Annotated in this window: 15 protein-coding genes; 7 read left to right on the top strand and 8 right to left on the bottom strand. The window is 30.8% G+C overall.

All coding sequences use genetic code 11. The features are described from left to right. Positions 1-18: 18 nt before the first annotated feature. The 7 genes from ASC41_RS12110 to ASC41_RS12080 all read left to right on the top strand — a co-directional run bounded on the left by ASC41_RS12110 (position 19) and on the right by ASC41_RS12080 (position 6,152). A complete protein-coding gene (locus ASC41_RS12110; RefSeq protein WP_055436909.1) occupies positions 19-1,611 on the top strand; it encodes an oleate hydratase in 1,593 nt (530 codons plus the stop codon). A 27-nt stretch (positions 1,612-1,638) separates the two neighbouring features. Further along, the gene (locus tag ASC41_RS12105; protein WP_055436908.1) at positions 1,639-2,298 is read left to right on the top strand and encodes a DUF2238 domain-containing protein; all 660 of its coding nucleotides are present in this window, start codon (positions 1,639-1,641) and stop codon (positions 2,296-2,298) included. Between the two features lie 45 nt (positions 2,299-2,343). Further along, positions 2,344-2,820 (top strand): Dps family protein, encoded by a 477-nt coding sequence (locus ASC41_RS12100; protein WP_055436907.1) that lies wholly within the window; start codon positions 2,344-2,346, stop codon positions 2,818-2,820. Positions 2,821-3,031: 211 nt separating this feature from the next. Beyond that, positions 3,032-3,685, top strand: a complete 654-nt coding sequence (locus ASC41_RS12095) for a BON domain-containing protein (RefSeq protein ID WP_055436906.1) — start codon at positions 3,032-3,034, stop codon at positions 3,683-3,685. 170 nt (positions 3,686-3,855) lie between these two features. Then, on the top strand, positions 3,856-4,524 hold the full coding sequence (locus ASC41_RS12090; protein ID WP_055436905.1) for a BON domain-containing protein: 669 nt from the start codon (positions 3,856-3,858) through the stop codon (positions 4,522-4,524). A gap of 21 nt (positions 4,525-4,545) precedes the next feature. Next, positions 4,546-5,442, top strand: coding sequence for a 3-hydroxyacyl-CoA dehydrogenase (locus ASC41_RS12085; RefSeq protein ID WP_055436904.1), 897 nt, complete (start codon positions 4,546-4,548; stop codon positions 5,440-5,442). A 53-nt stretch (positions 5,443-5,495) separates the two neighbouring features. Continuing rightward, complete coding sequence (locus ASC41_RS12080; RefSeq protein WP_055436903.1) at positions 5,496-6,152, top strand: BON domain-containing protein; 657 nt, start codon at positions 5,496-5,498, stop codon at positions 6,150-6,152. A gap of 166 nt (positions 6,153-6,318) precedes the next feature. Here the strand turns inward: ASC41_RS12080 and ASC41_RS12075 are convergent, their stop codons facing one another. The 8 genes from ASC41_RS12075 to ASC41_RS12040 form a co-directional block, all read right to left on the bottom strand. Further along, positions 6,319-6,675, bottom strand: a complete 357-nt coding sequence (locus ASC41_RS12075; RefSeq protein ID WP_055436902.1) for a hypothetical protein — start codon at positions 6,673-6,675, stop codon at positions 6,319-6,321. 25 nt (positions 6,676-6,700) lie between these two features. Next, positions 6,701-7,012: a thioredoxin gene (gene trxA / locus ASC41_RS12070; protein WP_055436901.1), complete on the bottom strand. Its 312-nt coding sequence runs from the start codon at positions 7,010-7,012 to the stop codon at positions 6,701-6,703. A 160-nt stretch (positions 7,013-7,172) separates the two neighbouring features. Further along, positions 7,173-7,940, bottom strand: coding sequence for a sigma-70 RNA polymerase sigma factor region 4 domain-containing protein (locus ASC41_RS12065; RefSeq protein WP_055436900.1), 768 nt, complete (start codon positions 7,938-7,940; stop codon positions 7,173-7,175). A gap of 309 nt (positions 7,941-8,249) precedes the next feature. Further along, positions 8,250-8,729, bottom strand: coding sequence for a hypothetical protein (locus tag ASC41_RS12060; protein ID WP_055436899.1), 480 nt, complete (start codon positions 8,727-8,729; stop codon positions 8,250-8,252). Positions 8,730-9,038: 309 nt separating this feature from the next. Beyond that, positions 9,039-10,109 (bottom strand): response regulator, encoded by a 1,071-nt coding sequence (locus ASC41_RS12055; RefSeq protein WP_055436898.1) that lies wholly within the window; start codon positions 10,107-10,109, stop codon positions 9,039-9,041. Next, entirely contained in the window at positions 10,087-13,323 is a 3,237-nt protein-coding gene (locus tag ASC41_RS12050; protein ID WP_055436897.1) for a PAS domain S-box protein, read from the bottom strand. Before ASC41_RS12050 ends, ASC41_RS12055 begins: the two co-directional genes overlap by 23 nt. Positions 13,324-13,391: 68 nt before the next feature. Continuing rightward, positions 13,392-14,447, bottom strand: coding sequence for a mechanosensitive ion channel family protein (locus ASC41_RS12045; RefSeq protein WP_055436896.1), 1,056 nt, complete (start codon positions 14,445-14,447; stop codon positions 13,392-13,394). Between the two features lie 112 nt (positions 14,448-14,559). Continuing rightward, entirely contained in the window at positions 14,560-15,318 is a 759-nt protein-coding gene (locus tag ASC41_RS12040) for a patatin-like phospholipase family protein (protein ID WP_055436895.1), read from the bottom strand. Positions 15,319-15,348 lie beyond the last annotated feature (30 nt).

Genomic DNA, 15,348 nt, shown 5'->3' with positions numbered 1-15,348 from the left:
GAGTAAAAAATAAAAATTATGAAACGACATAAAAATAAAAATCCAAAAGACGCTAAAGTATATCTTATTGGTAGCGGAATAGCATCGCTTGCAAGTGCTGTTTATTTGGTGAAAGATGCTGGATTGCAAGGTGAAAATATTCATGTTTTAGAAAAAGATAATATCCTTGGTGGAGCTTTGGATGGCTATGGAAATCAAGAGGACGGCTTTGTGGTTAGAGGAGGAAGAATGCACGAAAAACATTATGAGTGCTACTGGGATTTACTATCCTATATTCCATCTTTGGAAGACCCAAAAGTTTCTGTAAGAGATGAATCGTTTGAATTTAATGAAAGGTTTGTTTCAAACGGTAAAGCGAGGCTGCTAAAAGATGGAAAAAAATTAGATGTGTCTTCTTATGGCTTATCATTAAAACAGCAAGCAGATTTCTTAAAACTATTAATGACATCTGAAAAGTCATTAGAAAACAAAAGAATTGAAGATTGGTATGATCACGATTTTTTTGAAACTAACTTCTGGTACATATGGTCATCCATGTTTGCTTTTCAGAAATGGAGCAGTGTTGCCGAAATGAGAAGATACATGAGACGTTTAATTCATTTGGTAGATGGACTTTATCGTTTAGGAGGTGTTATGCGTACAAAATACAATCAGTACGATTCTGTAGTGCGTCCTATGAAAACATATCTAGAAGACAAAGGCGTTATATTTGATATGAAATGTGAAGTTGTTGATATCGATTTTGATTTATCTTCAGATAAAAAAACAGCGAGTGTAATACATCTAAAAAATAAGAATGAAATAGTACTTGGTGAAAACGATTACGTTTTTATTACCAATGGTTCTATTACAGATAGTACAGATAATGGAGCTTGGGATAGACCCGCAAAACTAAAAGGAGTTGCAGAGTCTGGAGCTTGGAAACTATGGAAAAACATTGCTAAAAAAGATAAGGATTTTGGTAATCCTGGTGTTTTCTGTGATAATATAGATTTACAAAAGTGGTATTCATTTACGGCAACCTTAAAAGATAGCACATTCCATGATTACATGGAAAATTTTTCAGGTAATGTAGATGGTACAGGTGGTTTGGTAACCATGACTGATTCTAATTGGCTGATGTCTATTGTTATTGCGCGTCAACCACATTTTCCTAATCAACCCAAAGATGTTAAGGTATTTTGGGGGTATGGTTTATATCCAGATAGAAAAGGAAATTATGTCAATAAAACAATGGCAGAATGTACAGGTGAGGAAATTCTAGAAGAACTATGGTATCATTTAAAAATTCAGAATTTAATGAAGCCAATTGTTACTGAAGGAAAAGTAAATTGTATTCCAACAGCGATGCCTTTTATTGATAGTTTATTTATGCCAAGAGCATATGGCGATAGACCAGATGTTTTAGTTGAAGGAGCAACTAATTTCGCTTTCTTAGGTCAGTTTTCAGAGGTGCCAAAAGATATTGTATTTACGGTAGAATATTCTGTAAGAACAGCGCAAACAGCAGTATACGGATTGTTTGAAACAGGAAAAAAAGTGATTCCTGTTTATCCTTCAATTCATGAAGCAAAATCGCTTATTAAAGCTGCTAAATCTATTAGTAGGTAGCAACTTATAATTTAGAATTATTTTGAAATGAAATTACAAAGCAGTGTTATTACTGTAATCGGACATAAGACTTTTTGGTATAGTTTGTTGTTTTGTATTGTTTGGGCAAATTCCCTAATTGGTACTACAGACATTAAGAATTGGCTTATAGAAAATACGTTAACATTAATAGCATTGCTTTTTTTAATAGTCTCTTATAAAAAACACAAATTCAGCAATTTTAGTTATCTCTCAATTTGTGTTTTTTTATGCCTGCATGTTTACGGCTCTAAATATACTTATGCGGATAATACATTTGGTTTTTGGCTTCAAGATGTATTTCACACCTCTAGAAATCCATATGATAGACTCGTTCATTTTAATTTTGGATTTCTACTTTTCTTCCCATTACAAGAATTACTTTCAAAATGGTTTAGACTTTCAAAACTCGAAGCTTTTGTAATTCCCATTCTAATAATTCTATCTGCAAGCGCCATATATGAAATTACAGAATGGTTGGTAGCAGATGTATTTTTTGTAGAAGAAGGGATTTCTTATTTAGGTACGCAAGGAGACGTATGGGATTCGCAAAAGGATATGTCCGTAGCATTTTTAGGTGTTGTATTTGCTGCTATAGTATATCTTATTTATTCCGTAAAAAAAATCTTAAAAATAGTCCATAATGACCTAGATCATAATAATTTTTAAATGCATCCAATACCTTTACCCTATAATTAATTAAAAATCACAAAGATGAAAACACCAAACATAGGAATTTCAGCAGAAAATAGACAAGCTATAGCAGACCAATTATCAAAAATATTAGCGGACGAATTTGTATTGTATTCTAAGACTTTAAACTTTCATTGGAATATTGAAGGTCCAGATTTTCATTCGGTACATGTTTATTTGGAAACCTTATATGAAGAACAACAAGAAGTTGTAGATACCGTAGCAGAAAAAATACGCATGATAGGTCATTATGTGCCAGCAACGTTAGCAAAGTATTCTGAATTGACACATCTAACCGAAAAAACAAAAGGTAAAAATGATAGTCAAAGCATATTTGCAGAACTGTTAGAAGATCACGAAAGCATCATTATTTATATTCGAGAAAACATTTCACCAATTGCCGACAAATGGAAGGCAGATGGTATAAGCGATTATATTACTGGACTAATGGAACAACACGAAAAAACGGCATGGATGTTAAGATCGCATTTAAAATAAGTTAGTCAATTATTAGTTAAAGTGACCAATTTAAACCTAAGTAGCTACACGCTATTTAGGTTTTTTTTATGTGTAAACTTTGAAGTGCACAATCCATAATTATGTTAAAGTTTTTAAAATAAAAAGTAAGACTGATGTGAGTCAGTGTCAGTGGTTTATAATCTAGATATCTTTAACGTATATTAATTGTTTAATTTAAATCATTAAAATTATGAGAACAGATTTAAGTATTAAAGAAGACATCTTAGATGAATTAGAATGGCAACCAAGTATTAACGAAACTCAAATTGGAGTTGTTGTAAAAGATGGTATTGTAACACTAACAGGAACTGTAGATAGTTATGTTAAAAAACGAGAAGCAGAAAATGCTGCTAAAAGCGTTGTTGGTGTAAAGGCTGTAGCCGAAGAGATTGAGGTGCAATACAGCGAAACATCCCACAAATCGGATACAGAAATAGCTACCGCTGCTGTTAATGCATTAAAATGGAATATTTCAGTACCTTCTAAAAAGATCGAGGTTAAAGTTGAAGATGGCTGGGTCTATTTAAGTGGTGACGTGATGTGGGATTTTGAAAAAACTGCTGCAAAAAAAGCAGTCGAAAACTTACAAAGTGTGAAGTATGTAGTAAATAATATTGCATTAAAAAACGCGGTGAGAGCAGAAGACATTAAAAATAAAATTAAAAAAGCATTTGAGCGTTCTGCAGATATTGATGCTAAAGATATTACAGTAAAAGCCGAAGGTCATAACATTAAATTGACAGGTAAAGTACATTCATTAAAAGAAAAAGATGATGCTAGACGAACTGCATTTTACGCACCAGGAGTATGGAGTGTAGACAACGAGTTAGAAGTAGAGTATTAATTTTTTTTAAGTTTATAAGACATAATAAATTTGTTGTCTTGTAAGAAATCACCCTAACACATGGTATTGTGCTAGGGTGATTTTTTTTTTGAGACTGACTTAGGTCAGTGCATAGTGTAATTAAGAGTAGTAATTTTATATAGTATTAAATAATTTGAAACTTATAGAATATGAAAACAGATTTTGAACTTAAAAACAACATTTTAGAAGAATTGTCATGGCTGCCAAATATAGACGAGACTCAAATTGGTGTAACCGTAAATAATGGTATTGCAACACTTACAGGAATTGTAAGTGATTTACCAAAAAAAATAGCTATTGAAGATGCTATAAAGTCTCTCTCTGGAGTAAAAGCTGTAGCCGAAGCAATTAAAGTAAAATATGGTAGTAGCGATAAACAGTCTGATATAGAGATTGCAAAAGCAGCAATAAATGCTTTAGAGTGGAATGCATCTGTACCATCAGAGGATATTATTGTTAAGGTGGAAGACGGTAGGATTTATTTAACTGGCGAATTAGAGTGGCCTCATCAAAAAAGTTTCGCCAAAAGAACTACTGAACATTTATATGGTGTAAAAGAAGTGGTTAATAATATTCATTTAAAACCAAAAGCAACACCTCATAATGTAGAGCACCTCATTCAAAAAGCATTTAAGCGTTCGGCCAATATTGACGCTAAAAATATTAAAGTAGCGGTCAATAATCAAACGTTAACATTAAGTGGAACTGTGCATTCTATTAAGGAAAAAGATGATGCCGAAATTGCAGCGTATAATGCGCCAGGAATTAATAACGTAATCAATCAATTGCAAGTCGATTATTACCCAATGTATTTATAAAAGCAAATAAAAATTATTACAATGAATTATAAAAATGTAACCGTAGCAGGAAGTGGTGTTTTAGGATATCAAATAGCATTTCAAACCGCATTTCATGGATTTAATGTCACCGTTTATGATATTAATGATGCTGTTTTAGATAAAGCAAAAGCTAAATTTGAGAACATGTGTGAAGTCTTTAAAAGGGACCTAAATGCAACGCAAGAACAATTAGATCAAACGCGTCAAAACTTAAGTTATACGTCCGATTTGGCACAAGCCGTAAAAGAGGCTGATTTATTAATTGAAGCCGTGCCGGAAAATCCAAAAATAAAAATAGAGTTTTACCATAAATTAGCAAAAGTAGCTCCTGAAAAAACAGTGTTTGTAACCAATTCTTCAACATTATTACCTAGTCAGTTTGCAGAATCTACAGGAAGACCTTCAAAATTTTTAGCATTGCATTTTGCAAATAATATTTGGATTCATAATACCGCAGAAGTTATGAGTCATGCCACTACAGATCCACAAAATTTTAATGATGTAATTGCTTTTGCTAAAGCTATTGGTATGTTAGCATTACCACTGCATAAAGAGCAACCGGGATATATTCTTAACTCTTTACTTGTACCATTATTAAGCGCAGCTACTAACTTATTAGTAAATGAGGTTGCAGATGTGCAAACTATAGATAAAACATGGATTAAAGCAACTGGAGCACCTGTTGGACCTTTTGGTATTCTGGATGTTGTAGGGATTACTACAGCTTATAATATTAATAAAATAGCAGTAGAACAAACTAATGATCCTTTAAAAATTAAAACAGTAAAATACCTAAAAGAGAACTTTATAGATAAAAATAAATTAGGAGTTTCTACAGGTGAAGGATTCTATAAATATCCTAATCCAGCCTTTCAAGATTCAGATTTTTTAAAATAGTATCATTTTATAGTGAAAGTAATAAAATTAATAATAGATTAATTCATTAGACCATGAAAACTGATTCAGAAATTAAAAAAGATATATTAGAGGAGCTTGAATGGCAGCCAAATATAGATGAAACTCAAATTGGAGTCGTTGTAGAGAATGGTACTGTAATGCTAACAGGTGTTCTTGATAATTATCAGAAAAAAGTAGCTGCAGAGAACGCAATAAAACGAGTAAAAGGTATAAAAGCTTTAGCAGGAGATATCAAAGTAAAATATGGAACAAAATACCAGAAGACAGACTTAGAGATTAGCAAAGCTATTGTTAAAGCGTTTGAATGGAATATTGCAGTACCAGAAGATAAAATTGCGATTGAAGTACGAGATGGTTGGATTAATTTATCTGGAGAAGTCAACTCTGCTTACCAAAGAGATGCTGCTAAACGTGTTGCAGAGAACATCACTGGTGCAAAATGGATAAACAACACCATTACTATAAAAGAAAGTTCTCAGCCATTTGATATTAAAGAGAAAATAGCTAAAGCATTTATTCGTTCAGCAGATATTGAAGCCAATACCATCTCTGTAGACATCACCAATGGTCTCGTAAAATTAAACGGAACAGTACGCTCTATAACTGAAAAGAAAGCCGCTGAAAAAGTGGCTTATTTAGCTCCTGGTGTTCATATTGTAATTAACGCATTAAATGTAATAGGTTATTAATCTATCATGAATTTTAAGAAGATGTTTTTCTATCGAAATAACTCTGAGTACGATATCAATAAAAAACAAAACTGCTCTTTCAGCGCTAATTATAGTTCTAAAGAACAATTAAAGTTAATACTGAAGGAGCTTTCTGCTCTCTAAAAATTTGATGCCAATTGTATGTTTAATGCACTTTTAAAAAATTATTTAAAATATTCATTTGAAATTCACTAACTGCTTGTAAATTTTTATCCGCATTCATCAATACCAATCCATATCCTACATCGGAAAGTTTACAATCTTGAACAATTCCTTCTTTTAAGCTACTAAAAACAGGCATAAAATGTTTGTGAGCAGCAATACCTGAAGCATTAATCACTTTAATAGCAACACTAACAGCATCAGAAATTTGAGCTGGTGTTAATCCTTTCTTTAAAAGGTCGCTTGCCAAATATGGCATGTGTGTTGCATAATAGATATTCATAAAATTTTGAACCGTATCTGTTACGTCATAGTTTGTTGTATAAATTGCTAATTCCATAATGTCTTTTTTTTAAAATTAATAGTTAACCAAATACAGATGTATGCTGTTTTATAACATCTAAAAGTTGCGATTTACTTTGTACACCAGATTGTCGCCAAACAATCTTACCTTCTATAAATAAAACCAAAGTTGGCACGCCTCTAACATTATAACGCTGTGCAACTGCCTGGTTTTTATCAATATCTATTTTTATAACACGTACTTTACCATCGACTTCTTGTGCTAGCTCTTTAATAACTGGCGATTGCGCTTTGCAAGGGCCACACCATTCTGCGAAGAAATCTACCAGAACAGGTGTTTTTTTATTTATTATTTTATTAAAATTGCCATTCATCTGTTTTAATTTTAAAACCAAACTATTAATGCACTCATTGTATTTCCTTAATCAGTGTTTTAGATAGATCTTCATTTAATTTAACAAGCAAATCTCCATGTGTTATCTAACACCTAATATTTTGTAATAATTCTTGTAGCTCATCTTACAAAGTGATTTACTATTTTAAAGGATATCTATTTATAAAACTGACTTTAAGTGCTTTTTTTGCAGTCGCTAAATGTAGTTTTACAGCTTCGATTGTAATATTTCTTATTTCAGCAATTTCAACCAATTCTAAATGCTGAACGATAGACAATTGAAAAACAGTTCGAACTTCTAATGGTAAATAATACAATACCATCGCTATATGATTTTGAATGTCCTCTGCTGTTAAATCTTTGTCTATTTTTTCTATCCAATCTTTTTCGTTATCTTCTATAAATACATGATTTAAAGTGTAGTCGTTATGGTTATAAGACATATCGTCTAATTCTTCAATCATCAATAAATGACCGTTAGCATCTGTGCTAAAATTTTCTTGCATGGCATCCCATTCTGGCTTGGTATAATCATCTATATTTTTAAGAAAAGAATCATCAAATTCTTCTTCTGTAATAACATCATCCAACAAATCATTTGCTTTCTTAAATAACCAAGGGTATAGTTGTTTTTCATTTTCAACGTCTTCAAAATGATCATAGACTTCTATAAAAAGTTGATCTATAAAATCATCTGCTTTGTATTTGCCGTGAGGTAGATTTCCTTTTGTTAAAGCAGTACTTAATCTTTTAATAATGTAATGTTTTACTTCGTACAAGTCTGTAAATAATAATTCATTGAAGGCTGCTTGTTTATTTTCGAGTTTATATGTCTTTAAATCTGAAAACGTACTTGCTACAAATACATTAAATTCATTTTTACTTTCATAATATTTTAGACTATTCATTTTGAAATTTTTTATACGTGGTTATATATTTCAAATTTAAGGATGCCTTTATCTATTTAGAATGACTTGGGTCAGTCTATAAAAATATATCAATCTGATTTACATTATTTAACACCTTAATACTCTAAAGTAATTTTGAGCATGTTAAATTAAAACTTAGAATATTATATAATTGTTTAGTTAATTAAGTGAACTTATTAATGAAGCTTATTGCTATGAAATGTTATAAAATATTCTCAATAACATTAAAAACACTATTAATTTAATAATATTGAATCAAAGTAAAATCTAAGTTTTTGTGTCTAAAAATTAAACCAAAAATGGTTTTAGCTTAGTTATTTTACTTTTATCGCCTCTAATTACAAGTAACAAATCTCCCTTATTTAATGCTTGTGAATAATAAGAAACATTTTCTTTATCTATACCCAAACCTCTTAAAATCCCATAAAAACCAGCAGGCATAGCTCCTATTGTTTTGCCATTAATTTCTTGTAAAAACATAGGTTCTAAAAATCCTGCTATAAAATATGTTCCAATCTCAGGGTTGAAAACCATTCCAAAATTTGAATTTAGACGTAATTTATTTGAACAGTATGATTTTAATTTCGTCCATGAATCTGCAAAATTTGTATCTAAATTGATATCTTCAACTTTTCCTAATACTGAAATCTGAATATCATCAATGTTAGAACTACAAATTTGTTTTATTACATTTTCAATTTGTTTAATGGATTGAAATGACTTTAATAAAATTCGTTTATCCTTTATATCTTCTACTCTATTCTTCATCTGTATTTTACAACTAAGACTATTATTCCTAATTGTATCGCTAAATTAATAGGATAATTAAACTTGTAAAATGATCTACATCAATCCTCCTTTTTTTAAGCTGTTTTATTTTTTACAGACTTGCCTTGGTCATTCTAATCTTATGATATTAGTATTAATTTTGAAGTATCTAATTAAATTATTAATCTGCCTGCCATTATATACTGTAAGCTTTTAAAACATATAATTATGACAAGAAATAGCAAAAACACCTTATTTACTTTATTAACGGGAATGTAACTTAAAAGTGAATTTTAAATCCAACTTTTATTATCCAAATTCAGTAATATTTTTTAAACCTACTTTGTCTAACAACACCAATTTTCTATTAGGCTTTACTCCTATTAATCCTTCATTTTTAAACTCGGTTAACATTCTAATCGCTGTTTCTGTAGCTGTACCAATAAGTCCTGCAAAATCTTCTCTAGGAATACTAATACCATCATGATCTTCATTTATCATCATGCCTTTATCTTCTAATTCTAAAAGCGCTTTTGCTGTTCTTTGTCTTACAGTCGCAAATGCCATATCTACCAAATGTTCCTGTAAATGGATTAAACTATTAGAAATCATTCCAATAAACTTATTAGAAACATCTTTGTTTTCAAACAAAAGCTTAGTAAAATCTGCTTTAGGAATACTACAAACCTCAGCTTCTTCCAAAACACTAGCGGTTTCTATATAAATACCAGAATCGCCAAGCAAGGATAATTGCCCAATAAAATCTCCTGCACTATACATCCCTGTAACAAATTCTTTTCCGGATTCTGTTGTTCTATACGTTTTTACATTCCCATTTTGTATAAAATACATGTGATGTGCCGCATTGCCTTCGTTATAAATTCGTTCCTTGTTCTTATAGTTTACAAAATTACGTTCTTTTGAAAGTTCTTCTAAATCTAAGTATTCTGAAGCTTCGTTTAGAAATTCATTAATTCCCTGTATGTTTTTCGAGTATTTTTTCTTTAAAAAATTATTTTTTTTTATTCTACACTCTATCGCTTCTAGCAATTCTGTTTCTTCAAAAGGTTTGGTTAAGTAATCATCTGCACCAAGATTCATTCCTTTTCTTAAATCTGCTTTTTCAGATTTTGCTGTTAAAAATATAAATGGAATACTAGCCGTTTTAGGATTAGTGCTTAACTTTTTAAAAACACCGTAACCATCTAACTCTGGCATCATAATATCACATAATATAATATCAGGAATATCGTTTATTGCTTTTTCAACACCAATAATACCATTTGCGGCTGTAGAAACTTCGTAATGTTCTAATTCAAGAATTTCTGCTGTATTTTCTCTAACATCTTTATTGTCTTCAATGAATAGTATTTTTTTCATCTTTTTTTAAATTTAATGGAAACGTAACATAAAAAGTAGAACCTATATGTAATTCACTTTTAATCTTTATGCTGCCTTCCATAAGTTCTGTGTATTCTTTTACAATATTTAATCCTAAACCAGTACCTTGGATATTAGTTGTGTTATTGGCGCGATAAAAACGTTGAAACATATTATCTATTTCTTCTTTTGGAATACCAATACCTTGATCTGTTATTTCTATAAATAATTGCTGTTTAACCGTTTCTATCTTAAAAGTAATGGTTGTGTTCTCATCTGAATATTTAAATGCATTAGATAACAAATTGAAAATAATGTGCTGCATTAATTTTGAATCTAAATACACTTCGATATGAGGTTCTTTACACTTAATATTAATTTTTTGCCCACGCTTTTTAATACCTTCCATATCTTGAATTACAGATTTAGAAAATGCAATAAAATCAAAAAACGAAGGTTGAGCAATCACTTTACCTTCTTGAAGTTTACTTAACGACAGAAAGTCGTTGAGTATAACGACTAAATTTTTAACATTGGATCTAATTTTTGATACATGATTAATTCTTTTCTCTTCTTTGCCTGGTGCATTTAATTTTTCTATTAAAATAGCCGAAGATAAAATAGCACTAAGCGGTGTTCTAAATTCATGAGATGCCATGGATATAAAACGTGATTTTAACTCACTCAGTTCTTTTTCTTTTTTTAAGGAATTTAAAACATTAAGTTCTGCTAATTTTTGTAGCGTGATATTGTTATAAACAAACAAGACATTTTCAATTTTATTAATGCTATTTAGCAAAGGTGTAGTATTAACTAGAAATGTTTTGTTTAAATAATCGACTTCAAAAGAACAATGCTCACCTTTAAACGTTCGTTTTACATAGTCTTCAAAATCAACCAAAAGATCCTTTGGTACCATGGTAAAATCATCTAATGTCGGTTTCTTTTTTGCCAAATCACTAAAACCTAATTCTTCTAATTCTTCACCAGCCATAAACTCTACTCTTATGTTAGAATCTATTACGATTATAAATCCTTTCGGAAAATTTTGAGAGATATTATCTAACAAAAATTTATTGCGCAGCATTTTGGTTTCTGCGATTTTGGTTTCGTGAATTTGGTCTTCGAGACTTAAATTAGACTCCGTTAATTTTTGAACAATATGTTTTAATTCATTAGTACGTAATTCTACTTCATTTTCAAGCTCTTCAGCATAGTCTGCAAGTTTATCTGTACTTTGTTTTAAAGCATTGTTTGTATTGTGTTGCTCTATTGCTAAACTCGCTGTACGTATAATATTATGAATAGTGTCTGTCTCTGTAGTTAAAGGCGCTCTTATAGCTTTAAAAAATATGGCAAATGTGCCCAAGACTTCTTTATTGGAAGAGAATATAGGGAAAGACCAACAGGCTTTTAAATTATTTTCTAATGCTAATTTTTTATTTTTTTCCCACAACGGACTAGTGACTATATCTGAGACAATAATTTCTTCTTTTAAAAAAACTGCAGTGCCACAAGAACCTTCTTTTTCGCCTATTTCAATGCCTTCAATACTTTTACTATAATTTAGAGGTATATGAGGTGCAGACAGTTTATGTAGTGTCGTTTTTTCTTTATTCAGTAGAAAAATAGAACCTATTGAATTGGGAATAGCGTTTTCAATGGTTTCAATTATTTTATCACCAATTTGTTCTAAAGGCTCATGTTGAATAATCATATCCATCACATTTTGTATGGCATTTTTAAAGAATTCTTCTTCCTTACGCGCCGTAACATTTTTATGGACACCTATAAAATGAGTTAATACGCTATATTTATTAAAGATAGGCGTGAGCGATACTTCATTCCAAAATAGCGAACCGTCTTTTCTGTAATTTCGTAACACCACATTACAGCGATCTCCGTTTTTAATTGCAGAAGACATGATTTTAATTTCTTCTTGGTCTAAGTCGTCGCCTTGTAAGAAACGGCAATTCTTACCAATAAAGTCGGCACTTTGGTAGCCTGTAGTTTTCACAAAAGCTTCATTGATATAAATAATAGGATTGTCTTGTTGTTGTGCATCTGTAATTATAATACCACTTGATGCCGCTTCTAAAGCCTTGTTTCTAAGATAGAGCATATCATCCATTGCTCTTCTTTCAGTAATATCACGAACCATCACTAAAAACTTACCATTATCTTTTGCTACAATTCTTGCTTCACAATAATGTAACTTCCCTTTAACTAAGAATGAATATTCTAAAAACTGAGTCTCCTTTGTCTGTTCACCAACATAAAGGGCTTTCATTATTCTTTCACAAAGTTCATTAGGAAGAATATCATGAATAAAAAGACCAACCAAATCTTTTCTATGCTCCGGAAGTGCTAAGTTATCTGGTGCATTTGCACTTAAATATTTACCTTGCCTATTAAGAACGTATAGAAAATCTGGAATAGCTTGCAACATAGCCTTATTTCTATGTTCACTTTCTGTAAACTGACTTTTCGCTAATTTCCTCTCTGTAATATCTCTAACAATAGTTAAAACACCATGTTGGTTTAAGTGCACCATTCGTGCTTCGAAAAATTGCTCTCCTTCTATATTAGTAACATTATATTCTGCTACTTCTACACCTCCACTTGTAATAGCCAAATCATATCCTTTTTTAACACTATTATAAACATGAGAAGGTAAAACATCCTTCATATTTTTGCCTATAAATTTGTCTGGAGACATAAACAATTGCTCTGGTTTTGGTGCAAAACTATCTGTATATACACCATTTAAGTCTTGAATAAATAACATGTCTGGCATTGCTTCCAATAAGGCCTTGTATTTGGCTTTATTTTCTCTTAACTGGTATTCTGTTTCTTTTTGCTTTGTAATATCTTGTATAAAGCCTTCTATAGCAATTAAAGCATCATTTGAGTCATAAATACCTTGACCTTGCTCCCAAAAATATCTAATAGATCCATTTTTATGTTTTAGGCGGTATTCCACATTAAATGTTTCTTTTTTAACCACTGCTTTTTGAACAACATCCCAAACCATACTGCGATCTTCTTCCAAAATAATTTGACCTAAGTGAACATCTTTATTTAGAACTTCTTCACTTTTGTAGCCTGTTAGTTTGTAACAGCCTTCACTAACATATTCTGCAGTCCAATTTTTATCGTTCTTTACACGGTAAAATAAATTTGGCAGATTATTAATTAAAGAATCTAATTTCATGTACTATGTCTTATCATTTTAGTAGTCAGTAAATTACCTTAAATTTACGGTAATTAGGATTAACTATTTTAAGTTTGGCTTAATTCTTTCAACCTAATTGTAGGAAAGCCATTTTCATGATTCTTCTGAATAAAAGCAATCAATTTCTCTCTTACATTGCAACGTAAATCCCATATGTCTGAAGCATTTTTTGCACTAAAAGTAGTTCGTAATTCCATTGTTGTTCTATCTGCTTTAGTAACAACTAAATCGGCAACGTTTTTATCCCACAAATTATCATTTTGTAAAATTTCTAAAAATTTTTGTCTTATCTCATTTACAGGAAACATATAATCGACGTGAAAAAACACCGTGCCAATTAATTCTTGTGAGTTAAACGTTCGATTTATAAATGAGTTATCATTAAAGTAATTAAGCGGTAATACCAGTCGTCTCCAATCCCAAGTTTTAATAACCACATAAGTTAGTGTGATGTCTTCAACCGTACCAACTTCGCCTTGTATTTCTACTTCATCATCAATTTTTATGGGTTGGGAAAATGCAATTTGGAATCCTGTAATGAGATTAGAAATTGATTTTTGAGCCGCAACACCTGCTATAATCCCTATAACACCTGCAGAAGTTAGTATAGTGGTTCCTAATTTTCTAACTGCAGGAATATTCCATAAAATAGTAGCTAAGGCAAGTGTGATGATTATAATTACCGAAAGATTTTTCATAAAACGCAATTGCGTCAATGCTTTTCTTTCCTTTACTAAGTGTGTATTGTTAACGGTAAATTTTTGTTTTACAATTTCTTCTATAGCATTTATTGATGCAATTAACAGCCATGAGAAATTAATAATAATTAAGCTTTCAATAACCTTATGCCATATCGCATTTATATCTGAAAAATGAAGTGCACTAAAAACAAAAAGTATAGGGAATAAAAATACCGCAGGTGCTTTTAAATGCTTGAGCAATTGAGATTTTAAAACTGTTGGCTTTCTTCGATTAGAAATTTTAATCAATGAAAAAAGAATCCATTGTGAAACTACTCCAAGTATAATACAACTTAGAATTACCACACTAAAAGTAAACCAAGAATTTAAACTAAACGGTAGTTTGATGTTGTTGCTATTCATACAGAATGCAAAAGTAGATGAACGTTTTTCTACATAAAATGATTTAAGTCAGTCTTTTAAATTGTATCAAAAATATAGCTATTGATTGCACATTTTGATTTTTAGCACTTATCTACCATATTTTTTTTTCTTCTAAAGCTTTCTTTGTAGCTATATAACCTAAATCAAAAATAGCATCTATATTATTCATTCCAAAAGTGCCATATTTCTCTAGTTCTTGAGGACTTATAACCAAATCACAATCTGAGAATTTAGACATAGATTCAGCTGCAACTTTAATTTTATAAGCACGTTCAATTACGGAATAAGAATGTTTTAAGTCTTTAATACTCACAACTTTTAAAGGATTAACATAAACGCCTATAATTTTATCGCAAGTGGATTTTAAAGGTTCTACAGGAAAATTGTTTAATGTGCCACCATCAACATAGTATTTTCCATTAATTTCAGTAGGTGTAAAAACGCCAGGAAATGAAGCAGAAGCAATAATAGGTTTTATGAGTTGTCCTTTGCTAAAAATTTTTGAATTACCATCAATTATATTGGCTGCTGGAATAAACATTGGTTTTTTTAAGGCTTCAAAATTATCATCAGGAAAATAAGTTTTAAGGTCATCATAAAAGTTTACTGAATTTAAAAACCCAGGTTTGTTTCTCGCGTATCTACTTGTATGAAAAAGTGGAATGGTTTTAAAGAAATTCAACATTTCAGTCCAATTTATACCTGCCGCATATAATGCACCAACAATAGCACCTGCACTAGCGCCTGCAATATGTGTTGGAAAAATATTGTGCTCTTCTAATGCCTTAATAACACCAATGTGGGCTGCGCCACGTGCGCCTCCTCCAGAAAGTACTAATCCTATGTTCATTTTTGTGATTTAAATTGGTTAATGATAAAT

Source organism: Lacinutrix algicola (assembly GCF_001418085.1).
Taxonomy (GTDB): Bacteria; Bacteroidota; Bacteroidia; order Flavobacteriales; family Flavobacteriaceae; genus Lacinutrix; species Lacinutrix algicola.
This window is presented reverse-complemented; position numbering and strand designations above follow the sequence as displayed.